Annotated in this window: 20 protein-coding genes and 1 tRNA gene; 13 read left to right on the top strand and 8 right to left on the bottom strand. The window is 63.0% G+C overall.

The features are described 5' to 3' along the window. Positions 1–397: 397 nt before the first annotated feature. The 6 genes from cyoE to JF616_15010 form a co-directional block, all read right to left on the bottom strand. Entirely contained in the window at positions 398–1318 is a 921-nt protein-coding gene (gene cyoE, locus JF616_15035) for a protoheme IX farnesyltransferase (protein ID MBW8889066.1), read from the bottom strand. Further along, a complete protein-coding gene (locus JF616_15030; GenBank protein MBW8889065.1) occupies positions 1315–2310 on the bottom strand; it encodes a COX15/CtaA family protein in 996 nt (331 codons plus the stop codon). The genes cyoE and JF616_15030 overlap by 4 nt, the downstream gene beginning before the upstream one ends. A 98-nt stretch (positions 2311–2408) precedes the next feature. Further along, positions 2409–2930, bottom strand: coding sequence for a DUF420 domain-containing protein (locus tag JF616_15025; protein ID MBW8889064.1), 522 nt, complete (start codon positions 2928–2930; stop codon positions 2409–2411). A 1235-nt stretch (positions 2931–4165) separates the two neighbouring features. Next, a complete protein-coding gene (gene nadA / locus JF616_15020) occupies positions 4166–5236 on the bottom strand; it encodes a quinolinate synthase NadA (protein MBW8889063.1) in 1071 nt (356 codons plus the stop codon). Between the two features lie 66 nt (positions 5237–5302). Continuing rightward, on the bottom strand, positions 5303–5812 hold the full coding sequence (locus tag JF616_15015; GenBank protein MBW8889062.1) for a hypothetical protein: 510 nt from the start codon (positions 5810–5812) through the stop codon (positions 5303–5305). Positions 5813–5916: 104 nt separating this feature from the next. Continuing rightward, on the bottom strand, positions 5917–7080 hold the full coding sequence (locus tag JF616_15010) for a hypothetical protein (protein MBW8889061.1): 1164 nt from the start codon (positions 7078–7080) through the stop codon (positions 5917–5919). 75 nt (positions 7081–7155) lie between these two features. Between JF616_15010 and JF616_15005 the strand changes: the two genes are divergently transcribed. After that, positions 7156–7980, top strand: coding sequence for an aldo/keto reductase (locus JF616_15005; protein MBW8889060.1), 825 nt, complete (start codon positions 7156–7158; stop codon positions 7978–7980). A gap of 38 nt (positions 7981–8018) precedes the next feature. Then, the gene (locus JF616_15000; GenBank protein ID MBW8889059.1) at positions 8019–8393 is read left to right on the top strand and encodes a hypothetical protein; all 375 of its coding nucleotides are present in this window, start codon (positions 8019–8021) and stop codon (positions 8391–8393) included. Here the strand turns inward: JF616_15000 and JF616_14995 are convergent. After that, positions 8380–9120 (bottom strand): DUF2334 domain-containing protein, encoded by a 741-nt coding sequence (locus tag JF616_14995; protein ID MBW8889058.1) that lies wholly within the window; start codon positions 9118–9120, stop codon positions 8380–8382. The two genes, JF616_15000 and JF616_14995, sit on opposite strands and share 14 nt — an antisense overlap. Positions 9121–9162: 42 nt before the next feature. Between JF616_14995 and JF616_14990 the strand changes: the two genes are divergently transcribed. The 4 genes from JF616_14990 to JF616_14975 are packed head-to-tail and all read left to right on the top strand — an operon-like array spanning position 9163 to position 12819. Further along, positions 9163–9876, top strand: coding sequence for an HAD-IA family hydrolase (locus JF616_14990; GenBank protein ID MBW8889057.1), 714 nt, complete (start codon positions 9163–9165; stop codon positions 9874–9876). Continuing rightward, the gene (gene miaB / locus JF616_14985) at positions 9873–11207 is read left to right on the top strand and encodes a tRNA (N6-isopentenyl adenosine(37)-C2)-methylthiotransferase MiaB (GenBank protein MBW8889056.1); all 1335 of its coding nucleotides are present in this window, start codon (positions 9873–9875) and stop codon (positions 11205–11207) included. Before JF616_14990 ends, miaB begins: the two co-directional genes overlap by 4 nt. Positions 11208–11218: 11 nt before the next feature. Continuing rightward, positions 11219–11524 carry a LapA family protein gene (locus JF616_14980; protein MBW8889055.1) on the top strand — a complete coding sequence of 102 codons (306 nt, stop codon included), beginning with the start codon at positions 11219–11221 and terminating at the stop codon, positions 11522–11524. Further along, a complete protein-coding gene (locus tag JF616_14975) occupies positions 11521–12819 on the top strand; it encodes an SPOR domain-containing protein (protein ID MBW8889054.1) in 1299 nt (432 codons plus the stop codon). Before JF616_14980 ends, JF616_14975 begins: the two co-directional genes overlap by 4 nt. A 32-nt stretch (positions 12820–12851) precedes the next feature. Here the strand turns inward: JF616_14975 and JF616_14970 are convergent, their stop codons facing one another. Then, positions 12852–15020 (bottom strand): Rne/Rng family ribonuclease, encoded by a 2169-nt coding sequence (locus tag JF616_14970; GenBank protein MBW8889053.1) that lies wholly within the window; start codon positions 15018–15020, stop codon positions 12852–12854. Positions 15021–15145: 125 nt separating this feature from the next. Between JF616_14970 and JF616_14965 the strand changes: the two genes are divergently transcribed. From JF616_14965 to argS, 7 genes are all read left to right on the top strand, one after another. Next, positions 15146–15229: transfer RNA gene (locus JF616_14965), tRNA-Leu, on the top strand. 84 nt (positions 15230–15313) lie between these two features. After that, complete coding sequence (locus JF616_14960) at positions 15314–15937, top strand: hypothetical protein (protein ID MBW8889052.1); 624 nt, start codon at positions 15314–15316, stop codon at positions 15935–15937. A gap of 14 nt (positions 15938–15951) precedes the next feature. Further along, positions 15952–16302 (top strand): aspartate 1-decarboxylase, encoded by a 351-nt coding sequence (locus tag JF616_14955; GenBank protein ID MBW8889051.1) that lies wholly within the window; start codon positions 15952–15954, stop codon positions 16300–16302. 45 nt (positions 16303–16347) lie between these two features. Then, entirely contained in the window at positions 16348–16923 is a 576-nt protein-coding gene (locus JF616_14950; GenBank protein MBW8889050.1) for a hypothetical protein, read from the top strand. A gap of 7 nt (positions 16924–16930) precedes the next feature. Beyond that, positions 16931–17446 carry a LytR C-terminal domain-containing protein gene (locus tag JF616_14945; GenBank protein ID MBW8889049.1) on the top strand — a complete coding sequence of 172 codons (516 nt, stop codon included), beginning with the start codon at positions 16931–16933 and terminating at the stop codon, positions 17444–17446. Then, positions 17425–17844 carry a ribosome silencing factor gene (gene rsfS / locus JF616_14940; GenBank protein MBW8889048.1) on the top strand — a complete coding sequence of 140 codons (420 nt, stop codon included), beginning with the start codon at positions 17425–17427 and terminating at the stop codon, positions 17842–17844. Before JF616_14945 ends, rsfS begins: the two co-directional genes overlap by 22 nt. Then, a complete protein-coding gene (argS, locus tag JF616_14935; protein MBW8889047.1) occupies positions 17831–19591 on the top strand; it encodes an arginine--tRNA ligase in 1761 nt (586 codons plus the stop codon). Before rsfS ends, argS begins: the two co-directional genes overlap by 14 nt. Positions 19592–19604 lie beyond the last annotated feature (13 nt).

The following is a 19604-nucleotide window of genomic DNA, read 5'->3' as shown; positions in this document are numbered from 1 at the left end:
AAGCCCAGTCGCGGGCGCGCCTCGCAGGGACACGTAGCGTCGCTGCGACGGGGGCCTTGTGCTCGCGTTTAAGCGATTGACTTCGCTCCGGTTACGAACCGAATCGGTACCAAGCTTCGCTGGCGCCGCGCGCGATCGATTCGTTTAATTGGGAAGTGTTGTCAGGCCGCGCGCGGCGCCAGCGAAGCTTGGTACCGATTCGGTTCGTAACCGGAGCGAAGTCAATCGCTTAAACGCGAGCACAAGGCCCCCGTCGCAGCGACGCTACGTGTCCCTGCGAGGCGCGCCCGCGACTGGGCTTACCTTTCGCAGACCCGCGCGCGCGACGGATGCGGTCCGTCGAAGCTGTCGCGATGACCTCCGCTCTATGGACCAGGAGGTCCGCTAAGCGAAAGCGCTAGATGAAAACGATCGCTTTGTCCCAGGCCATCGCCAGCAAGAGCGCGGGCAGGTAAGCGAGCGAAGCGAAGAATAGCGTGCGCGCGGCCGCCCGATCGCGGCGGCGCCAAAGCGAAAAGGCGGCGAGGAGGAAATAACCCCCGCCGAGCAAGGCCACCATGAGATACCAGGTGCCGGAAAGATGGAACACGAAGGGGAAAAGCGATACCAGCACCAAGGTGAAGGTTTGGGAAAGGATGTGCCGGAAGCAAGCCTCGCCGGTGGGATCGGTGACGCTCAGCATCTTGAAGCCGCCCAGGCGGTAGTCATCCTTGTACATCAAGGCGAGCGCGAGGAAGTGGGGCAATTGCCAGAAGAAGAGGAATGCGAAAAGCAGGATACCGCCCAAGCCGATGGAACCCTGGGCAGCCGTCCATCCCATCAAGGGCGGCAAGGCACCAGGCACCGCGCCTACCAAGGTGTTCAGGCTGGAGAGCCGTTTCATTGGCGTATACACGGCAGCATACAGGATCACGGTCAGCGCGCCCAACACGGCCGTAAGCGGATTCACGGCCAGCCACAAATAAGCGGTTCCGCCCACGGTGCATAGGCCGCCGAAAATCAGGGCCGCGGTCTTCCCCACCCGTCCCGTGGGCAAAGGGCGCTCGCGCGTGCGCTCCATGAGCTTGTCGTATTCCTTCTCGATGGCCTGGTTGAGGGCGAAGGCGCCGATGGCCAGGATGCCCGTGCCGAGCAGGGTATGCCACATGCGCGGCAGATCCAAATCGAGTTTTCCCCCGAGGTAATAACCCGCGAAGGTGGTGATCAGGATGTGGAAGACCATCTTCAGCTTCATCAATTCGACGAAAGAGGAAACCGGTCCGGCATCGACCCGATGCTTGCGGCGCTTGGCGGGCGCGGTCGCCGAAAGGGTGCTCATGCGGTCGCGACTCCTTTGGCGGACATGGCGCGGGAGACGGGAACGGCCCTAGCCGATTCGCCTCGGGCCGGCAGGCGGCAGAGGGCCAGGAAAAGCAACCATCCGGTCGCGAACACCAGTGCGCCTCCGGAAAGATGCAAGGTGGCGGGCACCGGGGCCTTCCCGGACCAGATGGTGAAGATGCCCAGCATGATTTGCGCGGCCAACGCGAATACGAGGAAAACCGCGAGGCGGCGCGCCATGGCCGGGGCTTCACGGGAAGCGAGTACGCTCGCGATCAAGGAACTTGCGAGGATCACCAGCAACCCCGCTCCGACGCGCGAATGCAGGAAGTGGACGGCGATGGGGAAATTCCAGAAGGGCGGGATCCATTCCCCGTAGGCCCGCGGGAAGGTGGGAATGGCGAGGCCGGCATAGCTATGCCGCATGACGGCGCCGATGGCGATCTGCGCGAAGGCGGCGAGGCAGAAAGCCAAGGCCAGCATCGGTTCGCGCCGGGCCCACGGCCGCGCCGCCCCGGCCCGCATCCAGGAGCGCGAGGTCGCGAAGGCCATCAGCACGGTGAGCGCGAAGAACAGCTCGGCGGTACAAGCATGGGCCGCGGAAACCGCCATGGGCAACTTGAATTTCACGGTCAGCCCGCCCAACACCCCTTGTACGATCACCAGCAGCAAACCGAAGGTGCCCGTCCATTTCAACCAGGCGCGGTCTTCCTTGAACCAGAACGCGAGGCAATTGACCACGGCGAGCAATCCCACCAAGGAAGCGAAGAGGCGATGGCCATGCTCGTAGAAGATGCCGCCCTTCATCATGGAAGGCGGGAACAAGAACATGTTGCGGCCGAAAGTGGTGGGCCAATCGGGAACGGATAATCCGGAATTGGTGCTGGTAACCATGCCGCCCGCGAAGAGCAGGAGGAAGGTGCAGGCCGCCAAGGCGATTCCGTAAGAATGGAGCCAGGGCCGGTAGCGCGGACCATCGAAGGATTTCATAACACGCTTACTATGTCCATGGACGGGTGAAGACTAGGAAATTCGGGGGGCGATGGCTATGCCGCGAGACCGGGCCTAAGTGCCTAGGATTAGGGAATCTAGGCGCGCGCCAACTTCAAAAACGCGAAAACCAGGACCCCGGTCAGGGAAACGTAAAGCCAAATCGGAAAGGTGATGCGGGCCAGCTTGCGATGCGTCCCGAATTGCCGCGTGAGGGCGAAGAAGAAAGTCGCCAGGACCATAGGTAATGCCGCCATGGAGAGGAGGATGTGGGAGATGAGGATGAAGAAATAGACGCCGCGCAGTAAACCATGGCCCGGATAATGGCTGTCGCCGTGGACGCTATGGTAGAGGATATAGCAGACCAGGAAGAGCGAAGAAAAGACGAAGGCGGTTTTCTGGCAGAAGGCATGCAGTTCGCGATCGCCGGCCTTGATGGCGAACCAACCCCGGATGAGGAAAACGGAGGTGGTGGCGTTGAGCCCGGCATTTACGGCGGGAAGGAAGGATAATGCCGAGGCATCCCCCGCGCCCCGGCGCAGGTAAAGGAGCCAGAACAGGAAGGCGACCGCCAAAAAGCTGGTGATGGCGTTTATGATCATGAAGGCGCGCGTGGTCATGCAGGTCCTTTTCACCAAGGCCGGCCGGCCGGCGCGGCCTTGGGCTGGTAAGCGCGGATGCGGCTTAGGTTCTCCCCGAGCGCCGCTTCCAGGCGCAGGCCGCCCCTTTGCTGGCAGGCCAGTCCCCCGGCGATGCAGGCGATCGCCCGGGTTACGGGGATCCCGCGCCGCCGCGATCAGGTCCGGATGGGGCCGCGCCCATCCCCGGCATTCGCCGAAAGGGCCGCCCAAGGATCGGTAATAGACCGGCCCCTCGCCTTGTGTCACAACGGCCGCGCCCAAGCCCCGATCGAAGAGCGCTTGCACTGAAGCTTCTATGGAACCCGCGGCGGCGTTGGTAGCCGCGGCAGCTACGGAAGCCCCGCCATCAAAGGGCGCGGCAAGCAGTCCCGCCAGCCCGCGGATCTCTTCGGCATCGGCGACCAGAAGATCGATATGGTGCCAAGCCTCGAGCGCGCTTCCCAAGCCCCCGCTGCGTTCATCCCCGCTCTGGTCCCCCATCGGCCAAGGGCGGCCGGGCGCGGACTTCTCCGCGGCATGATCGTAAACCGCTCCCACCACGGTCAGCGCGCCGCGCCGCCGGCTCTTCTCGAGCAGCGACGGCAACTCGCGATGCAATGCGGGCACCTGCACCGTGCCCGCGTATACGTTGAACACGGCCTGGAAGAACGACTCCCCGTTGAAGACGTCCTCCATCGGCGCATCCGCGCCTTGGCAATGCACGAAAAAACGATCCCCCGCTCCCCCTCCCGCCTTCGGATCGGAAAAGACGTGGGCCGCCGTGGTGCGGCCCGGCCGTCGACGGAAGCATGTCATGTCCAAAGGCGTTTGCGCCAAGGCAAGCCGGATGCGCGCCCCTTCCGCATCGTCCCCGGATGCGCCATAGTAGGTGACCGGGACCCGGGCGGGCCGAAGCAGTTGGGCCGCCAAGGTCAAGGAAGCCAGGGCGGGGCCGCCCACGTTGAATGCGGGAGGAGGAGCCTCCGGTCCGAGTATGTCCGACAGGATATCTTCCCAGGCCAAGCGGGCCGGCTCGCCCTCCGCGCGACGTCGCGCGGCGAGCTCCAACAAGTCTTCCCGGAAAGTGACCTTGCCCATGGCCAAGCCGCCATCCCCGGGCGCGCGGGATCGGTAGGGGTTGAGCCGAGGCGAAGCGAAGTCGACAGGCCCATGGATCCAATCGGCGAGGCCGGAGCCGGCGCCATGGACGCGGAACGCGTGGCTGGGCATCGGGATCAGGCGCGCCGGGGGATGGCGCCGGTCGCCGAGGCAGCGCCGGACGCAAAAGCTGCGCCTTCGGTATACCGGAACATCGCCTCGATGGAGCCCAAGGCGCGCTTACGCAAGCCTTCTTCGAGGACGATGCGATCTTCGGGGCGGGGCTGGATCAGCACGCGCAGGATGTCCTGCAGGGTATTCGACTTCATGTATTTGCACATGGTGCAGGAGCCCACGAAGTTCTTATCAGGATGCTCCGCCTGTAAGCGCGAGACCAGGCCGCATTCGGTCAGCACCAGGAAATCCTTCTTCTTGGACTGCGCCACGTGCTTGAGCATCTGCGAGGTGCTGCCCACGTAGTCGGAAGACTTCACCACGCCCGAGCCGCATTCGGGATGCGTCACGACTTCCACGCCGGGGAATTTCATACGCAGGAAGGTCACCATTTCGGGATCGTATTCTTCGTGGACGTAGCAAGTGCCCTCGTAGAGGAGAACTTCTTTGCGTACGCCGCGGCGGGCCATTTCGTCCTGGATGTTCTTCCCCATCAGCTTGTCTGGCAGGAAATAGATCTTGTCGTTGGGGATGGCCTCGACGATGTCGTACACGTTGGACGAGGTCACGCAGACGTCGCACTCGGCTTTCACGTCCGCCGTGGTGTTGATGTAGCAGACGAAGCTATGCGCGGGGAATTTCGCGCGCAAGGCTCGCACGTCCGCGCCGGTCACCGCGTCCGCCAAGGTGCAGCCCGGATCGCGCCCGGGAATCAGAACTTCCTTGTCCGGATTCAATATCTTCGCGGTTTCCCCCATGAATTTCACCGCGGCGAACACGATGGTCTTGGCCGACGTCCCCATGGCGTCCTTGCTCAAGCCGTAGGAATCGCCCGTGAAATCGGCCACGCCGTAGACGATCTCCGGGGCCACGTAGGAATGGGCCAGGATGACCGCGTTCTTCTGCTTCTTGATCTCGTTGATGGCGTTGATCAAGGGGACCAGGGATTCGCATTTCTCGAGGGTATAGGTACAGGCGGCGCCGTTGATTTTGACGTTGGCGAGGCGGTCCTGGAGTTGTTCTGCGGTCATCATGGGCGATCTTCCCTGCCCCGGCGGCGTTCGCGCAACCGTCGGAAGCCGATGTAAACAATCTAGAAATTAGCGAAGGGAAGATAGCGCCAGGGTCAGCCGCGCGCCCATGGCGATGCCGCCCGCGCCGTCGGGCGCGCCCATCAACGCGGCATCCCATTGCGGTTCCGCTTCGGCCCGGGCCTTGGCCCGATGCACGTAATAGAAATAGGATCCGGCGGCGAGCAAGGCGCTGATTCCCGCGACCGAAACCACGGCCTTCAACTGCGACCGATCGGCCGACGCGTTGGCGGAGCGCGAACCATCGGCCCCATGCCCGATGGCGTAGAATGCGCCTCCGACGGCCAGCGAACCGAGAGAGAACAACGCCAAAGGCGCATGTTCCCGATAAGCCGCCGCGATCTTCTCGTTGATCTTCTCGTCCATGTCCACGCGATGGGCGGCAACCCGCTGGGAGTCCATCACCGCCGGAACGGGTTGCAGCAAAGCAGCTTCGCCCGCCGGGGAAGGCGCGGGATCGCACCAGGCGCGGCCCGGCGCTAGGAGCCCTAGTAAGATTAGGGAGAGGAAGGATCGCATGCCCATCGATCCGAAAACTACTCTAACCCCTACCCGCGTCAAGTTCCGCCGCGACCCCCGGAGCGCAGAGTCCCCAAAGTCCCCAAGGCCCGAAAGCGGCGCGGCTATCGGAGCGGCAGGATTAGCCGTTCCGCGGGTCCGGACTCGGGAAGCATGGACAGGATGCGTACGGGGGCATCGGGCATTTGGTTCCAGGCCAGCAAACCGCCATCGCGCCCGAATGCGCCCGCGGCGAGCCGTCTCCCGCGGGGATCCAGGATCTCCCAGCGCGCGGCCAGGCCGGAAGGAAAGCGGACGCCCTCCCCTTGCAGTAACATCCGGGTTACCGGACTGGTCCGTGCCAGGATCGGGGCCAGGATACGGGCCTTGATGTAATCGACCGAGCCAAGCGCCAAGGCAGTCCCGGTCGAATCGTATCCGCCCGCGTCCAGGCAATCGGATCCGGCCTGTGTCAGGGTATTCTTGTCCTCATAAGTGAGCGCGAGGACCTTATCGCCGTGGTTCACCCACCAGAACCCTTCCGGGTAATGGGTTACCGTGCCGGTGGCCCAGCTCTCCACGAAATCCCAATCCTTGAGCCCGCCCGGGTAATGGGCCTGTACCCCGGCGATATATGCCTTTTCCAAATCGGCATAGTGGGCGGAGGTCCCGGCGGCGTAATGGAAGAAGAAGAAACGCGCGCAATTGTACGAGTCCGCGTGCAGGTTCAGCGCGACTTCGATGGGTATGGGGCCATCCATGAAAGCCATGAAGGTCTTCTTCAGGGCGGTGGGTTCGGGCTCCATCGGATTCTCGTCCCAATTGCTTTCCAGATCCACGTCATGGGCGTTCTGGCGCGCCTTTCCAAGCTCCACGCCGTCGGGATTATACATGGGGATGACGTTGAATATGTAATCGCGGCGTAGCTCTTTGGCCTTCGCGTCGTCGGAAAGCAGGAAGCGGATGGATTCGCGGGCCACCCACAGGGCCTGGACCTCGGCAGGATGCGTCCGCGCATGGATGAATACGCGATGTTTGCGGTCCGTGAGTTCACCATGGCGATCCAGGCTGTCCCCGGGCGCGGTGATGGAGACCATCCACAGGGCGCGTCCCTGGACGCTGGCGCCGACGGAATCGATGCGGACATTGGAGTCCTGGCGCCAGACCCCGAGATCGTGCAGGAGCGAATCGTACCCGTAACCCCAACCATTGGTGCTGTCTTTCACCCCCGCATCGGCGTGCGCCGACGCGCATACCAAGGCAACCGCCAAGCCCATCCATTTAATCATATTTCTCCCGCGGTCCGCTCCGGGCGGCGGACCAGGCTGAAAATTATATTCTCCCACCTTAGCCGGGGGGATTTCATGACGTTACCGATCCGAACCCTCTCAAGCGGTGAATCCCTGCCCGTCTATGGAATGGGCAGTTGGAAAACCTTCGACGCGGCTCCCGGTCCCGAGCGAAACCGATTACAACCGATCCTGAACGCCTTTTTCGCCGGCGGCGGCCGGGTCATCGATACTTCGCCGATGTACGGGCAGGCCGAAGCCGCTTTGGGCCAATTACTGCCCGCCCCCGGCGCCGCCCCCGGCGCGATTCCCGCCTTCGTAGCCACCAAGGTTTGGACCCAAGGCCGGTCCCAAGGCATCGCGCAAATGGAAAATTCCTTCCGGTTGCTGCGGCGGACGACCTTGGATCTGATGCAAGTGCATAACCTGGTCGACTGGCGTTCCCACGTCCCGACTTTGAGGGAATGGAAGGCCGCGGGCCGTATCCGTTATTGGGGCCTGACCCATTACCAAGCGGGAGCCCATGCGGAACTGGAAAGGGTGGCTTCGGAGACCCGGCCCGACTTCATCCAGATCAATTACTCTTTGGAAGAGCCGGAAGCGGAAGACCGCTTATTGCCCTTCGCCCTGGACCAGAAGATCGCGGTATTGATCAACCGGCCCTTCGGGGAAGGCGCCCTCTTCCGCAAGGTCCGCGGCCGTAAAGTACCTGAAAGCGCCCGCGCCGCCGGCCTGGAAAGCTGGAGCGCGATCTTTCTGGATTTCGTCTTGGCCCATCCGGCCGTCACCTGCGTCATCCCCGCGACCGGGGATCCCGCCCATCTGGCCGAGAACATGGCGGCCGCGGCCCATGCTCCCGTCGCCGAGGAACTCCGCCGTGACTGGCGGAACTCGATTTGATAGATTCAGAAGGCGCTAAACCGGAAACTGGAGACTCTATGCGGAAACGCCATTCCCTCTTCGCCGCTTTCCTTCTCGGTGGTTTGACCGCTCTGGCGGGATGCGGAACCGAACCCCAAAAGGGCGATAGCCTCGACATCGAATCCTCGCCCCTTCCCGCACCCTTCCGCGTCGGCGACACCAGCTCATTCTGGATCGTCTCCAAGACCGTCATCCTCGCCAACGGAAAGACGAGTAAAACCGCGGATTATTCCGCCTACCGGCTGGTCAGCTCGGATACGACCGTGGTCGGGGTGTTCGAAGACAAGCGTTTGGTGGGACGGAAAGCGGGGACCGCGGAAGTGAAGGCCACGGATACCAAGAGCAACCTGGTATCGCAAACCTCGGTCAACGTCACCGTCACGGCGCCGTGACCTTGAAAACCTCACCATAGCCCGCGTTTTCGCCCGCGGCGAATACGCGCTCCAATACCGGCTCGGCGTTGCCCCCTTCCAGATCGCCGGGATGCAATGCCACCTTGATGAGCGGGACCCGCAAGAGGGCCGCGAGCCAAGCCGAACCGCCGGCCAACTTGGGGTTTCCCCCGGAACCGGATTTGCCCCAGGCCAGCGGCGGAACGAAGCGCGCCCGCGCCGTGGGCAGATGATGCAGACGAAAGCGCGTCTCCCAGAGCATGAGGCCTTCCGCGCGCATGCGGGATGCTTCGGGAGCGCCATGCCAGGTCGGCGCGACGAACCCGGCCAAGGGGAGGGCGGTGCGACGCCAGGAAGCCAACCCCTCCGAAAGAATGCCGGCCTGGGCCGTCCTCGGCAGCCCGGAAAACTCCGCTTCGCTTTCCACCATATGGCGGTTTACCCAGCGGCCCCAGGCGTTGCGCCGCGCCCCGAAGGCTCCCCGTCGCGCGAGCTCTCCCATCCAATGATGATAACCATGCAGGAACAATTCGGTGCCGCGGCCGCTCTCCTCGCGCAGCCAGGCGACGAACTCCGCGCTGGCGTCCATGGGCGGAGCGCCATGGTAGGCCGGAACCACGAGCAGGGCGATGCGCCGCGCGCCCAAGGATCGCAAGCGCTCCAAGTAGCCCGCCGCCAGGTGAAAGTTCCCGGGCCAAACATCGTGAAGGGCGAGGAGGAAGCGCATCGCGTCCTAGTCGGGAGAAAGGGGCGAAAGTATCTTTCTAGGGTGCTAAAACTACTCGTTTTCGATTTGGACGGCACCTTGGCGGACACGCGTCGCGATCTCGCGGCCTCGGTGAACGCGGCCTTGGCCGCGATCGGGCTCGCGCCCTTGCCCGTCGAGACCGTCGTCGGCTTCGTGGGGGACGGCGCCCGCAACCTGATCACCCGCAGCCTGGCTGCCGCGCGCGAAGCGGAAGGCGACCCGCCCGCGTCCGCAACCGCGCCTGCCACCATCGACGCGGCCCTTAACGCCTTCCTCGCGCATTACCGCGAGCATTGCCTGATAGAGACGCGGGCCTATCCAGGCATGGCTCAGGCCTTGGATCGTTTGTCCGGCTACCGCAAAGCGGTGCTGACCAATAAGCCCGGGGCGCCGGCGGCGCGCATCCTAAAAGGCTTAGGCATGTCGGGGCATTTCGGGCACGTGTTCGGCGGGGATAACCCCTTCGGGCAAAAGCCGGATCCCGCCGCCCTGCGCAAGTTGATGGAATTGGAAAGCGCGCGGCCCGAAGAGACCGTCATGATCGGGGACGGCGTGCAGGACCTGCGCGCGGCCCGCCGGGCGGGGGCCCGTTTCCTGGGCTATCTGGACGGCATGGGGCCGGCGGCAGCCCTATTGGCGGAAGGAGCCGACGCGACCTTTACCTCCATGGCCGATTTGCCCGCGGCGGTGGCGGCCATGGAAGCCAAGGGCCCAACGGCGGGAGGGCGGCCATGAGCGAACTGCCAAAACCGTCCGGAGCGGGGAAATATTTCCTGGCCACCTTCGGCTGCCAGATGAACGTGTACGATTCGAACCTGGTCGGCGGCATGCTGGAGAAGCGTGGCATGCTGCAGACGGGCGAAGCGGAAGAAGCCGACGTGCTCATCGTCAACACTTGCTCCATCCGCGGCGGCGCGGAGGATCGCGCCTACGCGCGCATCGCGGCCATGCGTCATTACAAGCGCCGCAACCCGGCGGTGCGCATCGCCGTCATCGGTTGCATGGCGCAGAACCACGGGGAAAAGATCCCGGTGGAATTGGACCACGTCGATTACGTCGTAGGCCCGGACAATTACCGCCAGCTGGAAGGCATGATCTTTTCCGGACGGCCCGCCGCTGCGGAGGTTCTGACCGAGCAGAACGCTTTCGAGAACTACGACGGCATCATGGCGAAGCTGGATTCGGCCGTAACCTGCCACATCACCATCATGCGGGGCTGCAACAAGCGTTGCACCTACTGCATCGTGCCTACGGTGCGCGGGGTGGAACGGAGCCGCGAAGCGGAATCGATCCTTTCGGAAGTGGAACGCGCGGTTTCCGAAGGCGTCAAGGAAGTCTGCCTGTTGGGCCAGACCGTCAATTCGTATCGCACCGAGTCCGACGATTTCGCCTCGCTCTTGCGCAAGCTTAATGAAATCGAAGGCCTGGAACGCATTCGTTTCACTTCCCCCCATCCCCGCCATTTCGATTCCGAAACCATCCGCGCCATGGCGGAATCCCCCAAGGTCTGCCGCCACGTGCATATGCCTTTGCAATCGGGCTCCAACGCCATGCTCAAGAAGATGCGGCGGCAATACACCCGCGAACGCTTCCTGGAAATCGTATGCGAACTGCGGGAAAATCTTCCCGGCGTCGCCCTCTCCACCGACATCATCGCGGGGTTCGTGGGCGAGACGGAGCGGGACTTCGAGGACACCCTTTCGATGGTGGAGGAAGTCGGCTTCGACAGCGCCTTCATGTTCGCCTACTCGCCGCGGGAGGGCACGCCCGCCTTCGACGAGCCCGAGACGCTTACTGCCGCGCAGAAGCAGGCGCGCCTGGAGCGCCTCATCGCCTTGCAGATGGGCATCACCGAGCGCAAGCTCGAGGCCATGGCCGGCCGGGTGGAGGAGATCTTGATCGAGGATCGGTCCTCGCGGGACAAGGGCGAATGGGTGGGGAAAACCAGTTGCTTCAAGAAGGTCATCGTTCCGGACGCGCCCGGCGTGGGCAAGGGGACCCTGGCCCGCGTACGCATCCTGGGCCGGAGCGGCATCGTGCTGCGCGGCGAAATCATACCGGCTTGAGAGGCGGTCGCATGGTCTACTTCAAACGCTTCGCCTTCCTGATCGTCCTGGTGATCATCGGCGTCTTCGTGGCCCTCAACCAAAGCGAATTGGGTCGCACCGTTCCCATTCATTTCTTCAAGCTGGAAGCCAGCCTCATCCTCGGTTTCTGGCTGGTGATCGCGTTCGCCGCGGGAGTGGCCTTGTTCCTGGCCATCGATTTGCCGCGCACCATCGCCTTGCAACGGGAGGTGCGCCGTAAGAACGGGGAGATCGCCCGTTTGCGGGCCGAACTCGATCGCGCCGCCACCCGTTCCGGGGAGCGTCCCGCTCCGTGATCCGCGCCTGGTTCCCCTTGCTCGCGGTCTGCGCCCTTCCATTGTCCGCGTCCCTCTCCGTACCCAAGGATCCTCCGCCCCAGGTCCGCTACGCCTCCTTGCCCGAGGGGTCTTCGCCCGGAGAAGCGCCTTCGGCCGTTGCCGCGGCCGCCGCTGCCAATCCCTCGGGACGCGAAGCCATCTTGGATTTGGCCCGCAAGGGCTTATTGGATTCGGCGCGCGCCATGGCGCTGAAGTCCCTGGCCGCGCACCCGGACGATGCCTTCCTGCTGCTTCTCATCGGGAAGCTGTCGCCCGCGGGACAGGAATCGGCGGACTACCTCCAGAAAGCCATCAAGGCGGGCGGGAGTTCCGCGGAGGCGGAAGAGGCGCTGTTCCGGTTGGGGCAATACACCTACGCCACCGGCAAATATTATCTGGCCATCCCCTACTTCCGCGATTACCTGCGCCGTTATCCCCAAGGGGGATGGAGGGACCCGGCGACCTATTGGATGGGCAATGCCTGCCTGGCGCTCGTGCGTTCGCGCGCGGATAAGGCGAGCTACCTGGATTCCGGCGAAACCTGGTTCGCGAAACTCTTGGAGGAGACCAAGCCGGGCGATTACTACCGCCCGCTGGCCCTCGAGGGCTTGGCCAAAGCCAAGGCCGGCAAAGGGGATCGGGAAGGGGCCTGGCAAGCGACGATGCAAGCCATGGACAAGGCGCCCGACGAGGAGAGGCCGTCCTTGCTGCTGTTGGGCGCGCAGACGCGGCAAGGCGTCGATCGCGGCGCGGAAAAATCCCTCTTGTCGCAATTGATCGCGAAATACCCCCAGTCGCCGGAAGCCCGTTATTTACGCAAGCTGAATGCGGGGGCCGATACCGCGCGCTGGAGATCCGGATCCGGATTCTCGCGCACGCCGGTTCCGACCTCGACTCGGGACAGCCTGGCCGCGGCCGGCGCGATCCCGGACAACGCCAAGGAAGCGCCGGCGCCCGTATCCGAGGCCGAGCATGCCACGGTCTCCCCCGCCCCTTCGGCCCCTCCCGCGCATCCTTCCGCTTCGGCACCATCAGGAAAGCCCTACACCTTGCAATGCGGGGCCTTCACGCAGGCCTCCAACGCCCAGGCCATGATGGCGACCTTATCCAAGTTGGGACTGACCCCGGAAACCTTGGAGCGGGAACGGGGAGGAAAACGGATCTACCAGGTTTGGGTCGGGCGATTCGCGACCCCGGAAGAGGCAGAGGCTTTCGCCCGCGATCATCTCAAGCCCGAACGGATCCTGTCCGAGGCGATACCCGTCAATCCTTGACCCGGCCCAACGGTCCGGCGACCGGCGCGGATTCAGGCCGCGGGTTTAGCCGATCGGGCTGGACCCGCCGACCCCGGGCCCCTGCGACGCGGCCGGGCGCCGCTCTTCACGGGCTTGGTTTTCCCTTCGCCTGCATTCCCTTCGATTGGTCGCGCTTGGCTCCGGCCCCGGGCCGGGGCCTTCGCGGTTCCCGCCCTGGGGAGATCCTCCGGTGGCGCATTCGGCATAGCAGGTAGAACCGGCCCCGACACGCCGCCTTCGCCCCGGCCCCTACCACGGCCCCTTCCGCCGCGCCGTCTCCGGTGTCCCTTGGCCGCCGGACCGGCGGAGGCTGCCTCTCCGAGGGTAACTTCGGTGTTAACGATCTCCGCGACACCGGCCGCCATGGTCCCGGGAGCGGCTTCGAGGTCGGCTTCTATTTCACCGTTCGGCCCAGGCATCGGTTCCCTTTGGTTATCGGGCTCGGAAGCTACCGCAGGGACCCTGCGGCCCGCTTGCGGTTGCCTATTCCCCTGACCCCGTCCGTCCCTTGGGATTGATCCGTTGGAGTTCCCCGGGCCGCGCTCTTCGACGCGCCCCTGGGCGCGTCCGGCGTTCCTGCCCTGGCCTCGCCCCTCGGCCCGCCGCTGCACGGGTTCCTCGGCGCGCCGTTGCGCGGGTTGGCTGTTCCGTACCGCCGTCCCGTCCCGTTCCGGCGGCCGGCCTTCGCGAACGCCCGCATCGCTCCCGCCCAATACGGCCACCACGGCCTCGCCCGAAGCCGCGGGCAGGGCCTGCAGCCGCACCGTGCCCCCGTAGCGCTTTTCCATCGCGATCACGTGATCGCGGAATTCGTTCATCAGTTTATTGGCGACCGGGTAAGGCACCGAAACCGCCAGGCTTTGCCCGGCTTTTTTCCCGTGCAGTCGTTCCTCGAGCTTACGCAAAGCCGCCAAGGCCCCCGCCGAGGGAGAAGCATGCCAGCCCCGGCCCTGGCAGGCATCGCAGGCCAGATGGGTGAACTGGTGCCCGGCCTTTCGCAAGCGCTGCCGGCTGATTTGCATGATGCCCAACGGGCTGATCTCGAACACCTTGACCTTGGCCTTGTCGCGGGACAGGGCCTTGCGCATCACTTCCTCGATCTGGCGCCGGTGCTTTTCCTCCTCCATGTCGATGAAGTCCACGATGATGATCCCGCCCAGGTCCCGCAAGCGCAATTGTCGCGCGATCTCCACGGCCGCGTCCCTGTTCACCGCGAAGACGGTTTCCTCCAAATCGCCGCCGCCCCGGTTGGACCGGCCCCTTCCCTTTGCCTTTCCCTTCGGTTCCTCGGCGCGGCCGCCGGCCTTGGCCGAATTCACGTCGATGGCCACCAGGGCCTCGGCCTGGTCGATCACGATGTTGGCGCCGGAAGGAAGGGTGACCTTGCGGGAAGACAGCATTTCGACTTCGGATTCCAGGCCTAGCCGATGGAAAAGCAAGGGGCCGTCCTGGGAGAGCACGACCTTGGAAGCCGATTTGGGCTCGTATAAGTAGAAGAACTGCCGGCACTGGTCCTGCACCTCTTCCTGGTTCACCCAGATGCGCTCCACGTCCTCGGTGTAATATTCGCGCAGGTAGCGCAGGGCCGGAGGGGCTTCGCGGAAAAGCAACCCGGGATCCTTGCCCTTGCCGAACTTGTCCACGATATCCCGATGGCTTTCGATCAAGCGGTCGAGATCGGCCTGGAGTTCGGCGACGCTCTTGTCCGTGGCGGCGGTACGCAAGATGACCGAGGCGCCGTCAGGAAAGCGTAACTCTTCGAGGACCTTTTTCAGGGCGGCGCGCTCCTCGTCGGTGATCTTGCTGGAAATGCCGCCCTCCCCGTCGCGCTCGGGGATATAGACCAGATAGCGTCCGGAAAGGGACAGCTTGGCGGTGAGGGCCGCGCCTTTATCCCCCACTTCGTCCTTCACCACTTGCACCAGCACCGCATCTCCCGGCTTGGGGGCCTTGCCCGCGGAGGCGTCCCGTAAGGGCAGGAAACCGTCCCGGCCCCCCGCGAATTTCACGAAGGCGGCTTGGATGGGGGCATCCACTTTCTTGACCACCCCCCGGTAAATGTTCCCTTTGTTGCGGCCCTGTTCGGGCGACTCCTCGTAATAGTCCACGAGTTCGTTGTCTTCGGCGATGGCGGTCCGGACCATCCCGAAATAGGAGTCGATAAGAATCTGCTTCGCCATTTAGCGCATCCGTTTCATTTTTTGAAGCCTTTAAGTTATATTCTTGGCGCTCGAGCGGGGGCGATGCGCGGATCCGGCCAACCGGACCGGCGCATCGCCTTTGTTTTGAACGGGCAAAATCCATCGCCGAGGTGGTGAAATTGGTAGACGCGCCGGACTCAAAATCCGGTAGGGGCAACTCTGTGGGGGTTCGATTCCCCCCCTCGGCATCGGAATCCTCTTCGACGAGGCCATGCATTTTCGGACTGATGGCCTTATTTTAGTCCAGCACCTTTTCGACGGGACCCTCGCCTATGCCCTTGCTTAAGAAAATCTTTCTGCTGGCCCTGTTCCTGAATCTCATGGCCTTGAAGGTCTACGCGGATGAATGGGAAAACACATCCGCCGAGGACATGGGCATCAGCCAAGAAGAGTTCCAGAAGGTGAAGGAAAGCGGCATGTCCAAGGCCAAGTTCCTGAAACTGCTCGAGGTGGGCATTTCCCCCAACGAGTATTTTTCCGAACCCTGGAAAAAGCTGGGCGTGACCGAAGAGCATTGGCTGACCGAAAAGAAAGCGGGCATGGCCGATGATGACATCGACCGCAGCTACCGCAAGCAGGACGCCAATAACCTGACTCCGTTCGTCTCCTTCATCCTTCCCGGCTTTTACGAGTATAAGACGAAGAAAACCTATTTGGGATTGGGCCTTACCTCCGCCGCGGTCGCCGGCATCGCCCTGACCTTCCTTGTCCAGAACCAGGAAACCCATTCCATCTATCCGGTCTTCCCTATCATCACCCTCCTTGCCATGGTCACCAGCGCCGGGGATGCGTACTTAGGCACCCGCTACGTGGACAACCAGGAGGCGGGCCGCTTCAGCTGGAACCTCGGGCTATTGCCTGGGGGCGCCGCGGCCGTAGTGGCCGTCGGTTTTTAGTAGTTTAGGGGCAAATGCTCCGAGAAATCCTCAAGTCCAAGATCCATCGCGCCACCGTCACCGATGCGAACCTGAATTACACCGGATCGATTACCATCGATCCGGTTCTGATGCGCTTGGCGGACATCCGGGAATACGAAAAAGTCCACGTCGTCAACATCAACAACGGGGCCCGTTTCGAAACCTATGCCATCCTGGGGAAACCCGAATCCGGCGAAGTTTGCGTGAATGGGGCCGCGGCCCGATTGGTGCACATAGGGGACATCGTCATCATCATGACCTTCGCGCACCTGGATGAGAAGGAACTGGAGTCCCACAGCCCAAAGGTCCTCAAGGTGGACGGCAAAAACGTTCCCGCCGGCTGACCGCCTATTTATATTATAATGGGATTCGTCCAAACAGAACCTTCCATGCGGAAATCTTCGAAATCGACCGGAATCAAGGGCTTTTCCCGAGCCCTTCTGGCGGTCTGCGGATTGGCTGCGACGGTTCCGGTCTTTTCCGCGGAGCCACCGAAAGCGTTCGGAAACGGGACCCATGAAACCGTTCTCACCCAGCCCGGGGAGTTCGATCGGGGTACCCTGATGGCGCCCCAATGGCGAGAGGGCGGCGGATCGGTCTCCGGTTTTTCGCTTCTCAATCCCAATCGCTTTTCCATGCACCAGAGTTATGCGGTCAACTTCGCTTCGGGCTCCTTCGGCTCTTCCTCGGCGGGGCTCTACCTCAACACCTTGACTTATCGTTTGGCCGATCCGCTCACTCTTTCCGCGGACGTAGGATTCTACACCCCCCTCTACGCAAGCTCGTCGGTCGGTTTATCCAAAGGCGGTTTCCAAGATCCGCGGCTCGGCTCTTCCCTGGTCTTCCCGCACGTAAGCCTGGAGTACAAGCCCACCGACAATTCGAGCATCTCCCTCCATCTCTTCAACGGCCGGGACGCCTACAAGGCGTATGGGGGCGATCCCTTCATGAGCCCGTTCCGCTAGTTGCCTATTGCGCCTCGCCGCCCCCCGCAACGAATCCCGACAGCATCGCTTCCGAGTCCGGTCCTGGAACGGCCCGAGTCGCCGGCTGCCGGCCCTAAGGACCCCGAACGGAACGGCCGCTCGGCTGCGATCGGCCGCCTGGGGAAGCCTCGCCCTCTCTACGGTTCTGCTCTTCCCCGCATGCAGGCAAGAGGAGAAACCCGTTCCCTTCATCCCGAACACCGGTCAGATCCAAATCCTGAACGGATGCGGCAAACCGGGAGCGGCCGAACAATTCCGCAACTACCTGACCGAGCGCGGATTCGACATCATCGAGTTCGGCAACGCGGGCAGTTGGAACTACGCGCATACCCTGGTCATCGCCCGCACCGGCAACGAACCGGTGGCGCGCGATCTCGCCAAGGTGCTGGAGACCGATAACCTGATCCATCTTTCCGATCCCCTGGCCCTCGTGGACGCCACGGTCATCATCGGGAAGGATTACGAGGAGCTGAGCAAGCGATGGCAAAGAGTAAAACCGTAGTAGAAGCCCAGGCCCTGGCCGGCAAGGCCGCAGCGCTTCTTTTCGCCAAGAAGGCGGACGAGCTGGTGATGCTGGACCTGCGAGGCCTGAGCTCGCTGACCGACTTCTACCTGATCTGCACCTGCCAGAACGAGGCGCAGATGCGCGTCGCCATGCACAACACCTCGAAGGCGCTTTCCAAGGAAGGCATCAAGCCCTTACGGTCCGAATACCATAGCGGCGTGCGCTGGGCCGTGCTCGATTACGGGGACCTGATCATCCACCTGTTCGAGAAGGATACCCGTAGCTATTATTCCCTGGAACGCCTGTGGGCGGACGCCAAGGCCACCAAGCTGAAGGCCGAAGACTACATCACCCAAGACGAAAAAGCCGCCGAAGACGAGGATGAAGACTTATAAAGAGGAGATCGCCGAGCTCCTCGCGCCCCTGACCGGACTTCCCGCCCAGGACATCGTTCACGCCATCACCCTGCCGCAACATCTGGGGCAGGGCGATTTCGCGTTCCCCTGCTTCCCCCTGGCCAAGAAACTGCGCAAGGCCCCGCCGGCGATCGCCATCGAGTTGGCCGGGCAGATCAAACCCACGGCCTCCATCGTGAAGGTCGAGGCCCTCAACGGGTACCTGAATTTCTTCGTCGACGCCGCCGAGTTCGCGCGCCGCACCTTGGGACCCATCGCCGAGGAGGGCGCCGCCTATGGGACATCGCGCCGCGGCGATGGCGAAACCGTTTGCATCGATTTCTCCTCGCCCAACATGGGGAAGGAATTGGTCTTCCATCATCTACGCGGGACCATGATCGGAAATTCCCTTTCCAAGCTTTACGCGCGGGCGGGATATCGGGTGGTGCGCATCAACCACTTGGGGGACTGGGGCACGTCCTACGGCAAGTTGATCGTGATGTTCCTGCGCGAGGGGCTTCACGAAAGCGACCTGGCGGGCATGACCATAGAGCGGCTGAACGCGCTGTATACCGCATTCGCGAAGGCCGCCGAGGCCGATCCTTCCATGGAGGACCAGGCCCGGGCGGCTTTCCAGAAATTGGAAAGCGGCGATGCGATGTATCGCCGGCTGTGGCAGTCCTTCAAGGACATCACCCTGGCGGAGCTCCGGCGGATTTACGGTTTCCTGGAAGTCGGTTTCGATAGCTATATCGGCGAAGCCTACTTCATCGATCACATGCCCAAGACGCTGGACTTGCTGGCCGCGAAGGGGCTGGTACAGAGGAGCCAAGGCGCCGACATCGTGGATCTCTCCGCGCATAACCTTCCTCCCGCGCTTTTGCGGAAGTCGGATGGGGCCACCCTTTACGTTACGCGTGACATCGCCGCCGCCATCTACCGCTCCGAGACCTACGGCTTTTCCAAGTGCCTCTACGTGGTGGACAACGGCCAAAGCCTGCATTTCCAGCAACTGATAAAGGTGCTGGAATTGGCGGGCTACCCTTGGGCGAAGGGCATGGAGCATGTTCCCTTCGGCCTGGTGCTGATCAAGAGCGAAGAAGGCGGGTGGGAGAAGGGCAAGACGCGTTCGGGCCAAGCCAGCTTGTTGAAGGACGTGATCGAGGCGGCCCAAGAGAAGATCCTGGGCATCATCAAGGAAAAGAATCCCGATGCCGAGGGCAAGGAAGAGCTGGCGCTGCGCATCGGAGTGGGCGCCCTCGTCTTCAGCGAATTGAAGAACCGGCGCCTCAACGATATCCGCTTCGAGTGGGATCAGGCCTTGAGCTTCGAAGGCGACTCGGGTCCTTACGTGCAGAACGCGCATGTGCGCCTATGCAGCATCTTGCGGAAAAGCATCGAGCGATCAGGGGTCGCCTCGGATGAACGCGCCGGCCTCAAGGGCCCGGCCGAAAACGGAACCGACGGTCTCGATTTCACGCGTTACCCCGAGCCTCAGGCCCAAGCCCTCATCCGGGCCTTAAGCCTATTACCCGATAAGATCCGGGTCGCGCTCGACGCCAACGATCCCTGTCCCATGGCGCAATACGCTCTGGAGATAGCCGAAACCTCCCATAGCTTCATCCATAGCTGCCGCGTGCTCGGCTCGCCCGAAGAGAAGGAACGCCTGTTCCTCATCGACTGCGCCCGCATCGTCCTGGGGTCGACCTTGGACCTGATCGGCGTTCCCCCCATCGAATACATGTAGCCTTACGAGTCCC

The organism is Fibrobacterota bacterium, from assembly GCA_019509785.1.
Classification (GTDB): Bacteria; Fibrobacterota; Fibrobacteria; order UBA11236; family UBA11236; genus Chersky-265.
The sequence above is the reverse complement of the archived record's forward strand: the minus strand, read 5'-3'. Positions and strand labels throughout refer to the sequence as shown.

Excerpts from the sequence above, each read along its gene's own strand:
- nadA (MBW8889063.1), bottom strand. The coding sequence starts at position 5,236 with ATGATGACCGCAGAACAACTCCAGGACCGCCTCGCCAACGTCAAAATC.
- JF616_15015 (MBW8889062.1), bottom strand. The coding sequence starts at position 5,812 with ATGCGATCCTTCCTCTCCCTAATCTTACTAGGGCTCCTAGCGCCGGGC.
- JF616_15005 (MBW8889060.1), top strand. The coding sequence starts at position 7,156 with ATGACGTTACCGATCCGAACCCTCTCAAGCGGTGAATCCCTGCCCGTC.
- JF616_15025 (MBW8889064.1), bottom strand. The coding sequence starts at position 2,930 with ATGACCACGCGCGCCTTCATGATCATAAACGCCATCACCAGCTTTTTG.
- JF616_14995 (MBW8889058.1), bottom strand. The coding sequence starts at position 9,120 with ATGCGCTTCCTCCTCGCCCTTCACGATGTTTGGCCCGGGAACTTTCAC.
- miaB (MBW8889056.1), top strand. The coding sequence starts at position 9,873 with ATGAGCGAACTGCCAAAACCGTCCGGAGCGGGGAAATATTTCCTGGCC.
- JF616_14955 (MBW8889051.1), top strand. The coding sequence starts at position 15,952 with ATGCTCCGAGAAATCCTCAAGTCCAAGATCCATCGCGCCACCGTCACC.
- JF616_15010 (MBW8889061.1), bottom strand. The coding sequence starts at position 7,080 with ATGATTAAATGGATGGGCTTGGCGGTTGCCTTGGTATGCGCGTCGGCG.
- argS (MBW8889047.1), top strand. The coding sequence starts at position 17,831 with ATGAAGACTTATAAAGAGGAGATCGCCGAGCTCCTCGCGCCCCTGACC.
- JF616_15000 (MBW8889059.1), top strand. The coding sequence starts at position 8,019 with ATGCGGAAACGCCATTCCCTCTTCGCCGCTTTCCTTCTCGGTGGTTTG.
- JF616_14960 (MBW8889052.1), top strand. The coding sequence starts at position 15,314 with ATGCCCTTGCTTAAGAAAATCTTTCTGCTGGCCCTGTTCCTGAATCTC.
- JF616_15030 (MBW8889065.1), bottom strand. The coding sequence starts at position 2,310 with ATGAAATCCTTCGATGGTCCGCGCTACCGGCCCTGGCTCCATTCTTAC.
- JF616_14950 (MBW8889050.1), top strand. The coding sequence starts at position 16,348 with ATGCGGAAATCTTCGAAATCGACCGGAATCAAGGGCTTTTCCCGAGCC.
- JF616_14970 (MBW8889053.1), bottom strand. The coding sequence starts at position 15,020 with ATGGCGAAGCAGATTCTTATCGACTCCTATTTCGGGATGGTCCGGACC.
- cyoE (MBW8889066.1), bottom strand. The coding sequence starts at position 1,318 with ATGAGCACCCTTTCGGCGACCGCGCCCGCCAAGCGCCGCAAGCATCGG.
- rsfS (MBW8889048.1), top strand. The coding sequence starts at position 17,425 with ATGGCAAAGAGTAAAACCGTAGTAGAAGCCCAGGCCCTGGCCGGCAAG.
- JF616_14980 (MBW8889055.1), top strand. The coding sequence starts at position 11,219 with ATGGTCTACTTCAAACGCTTCGCCTTCCTGATCGTCCTGGTGATCATC.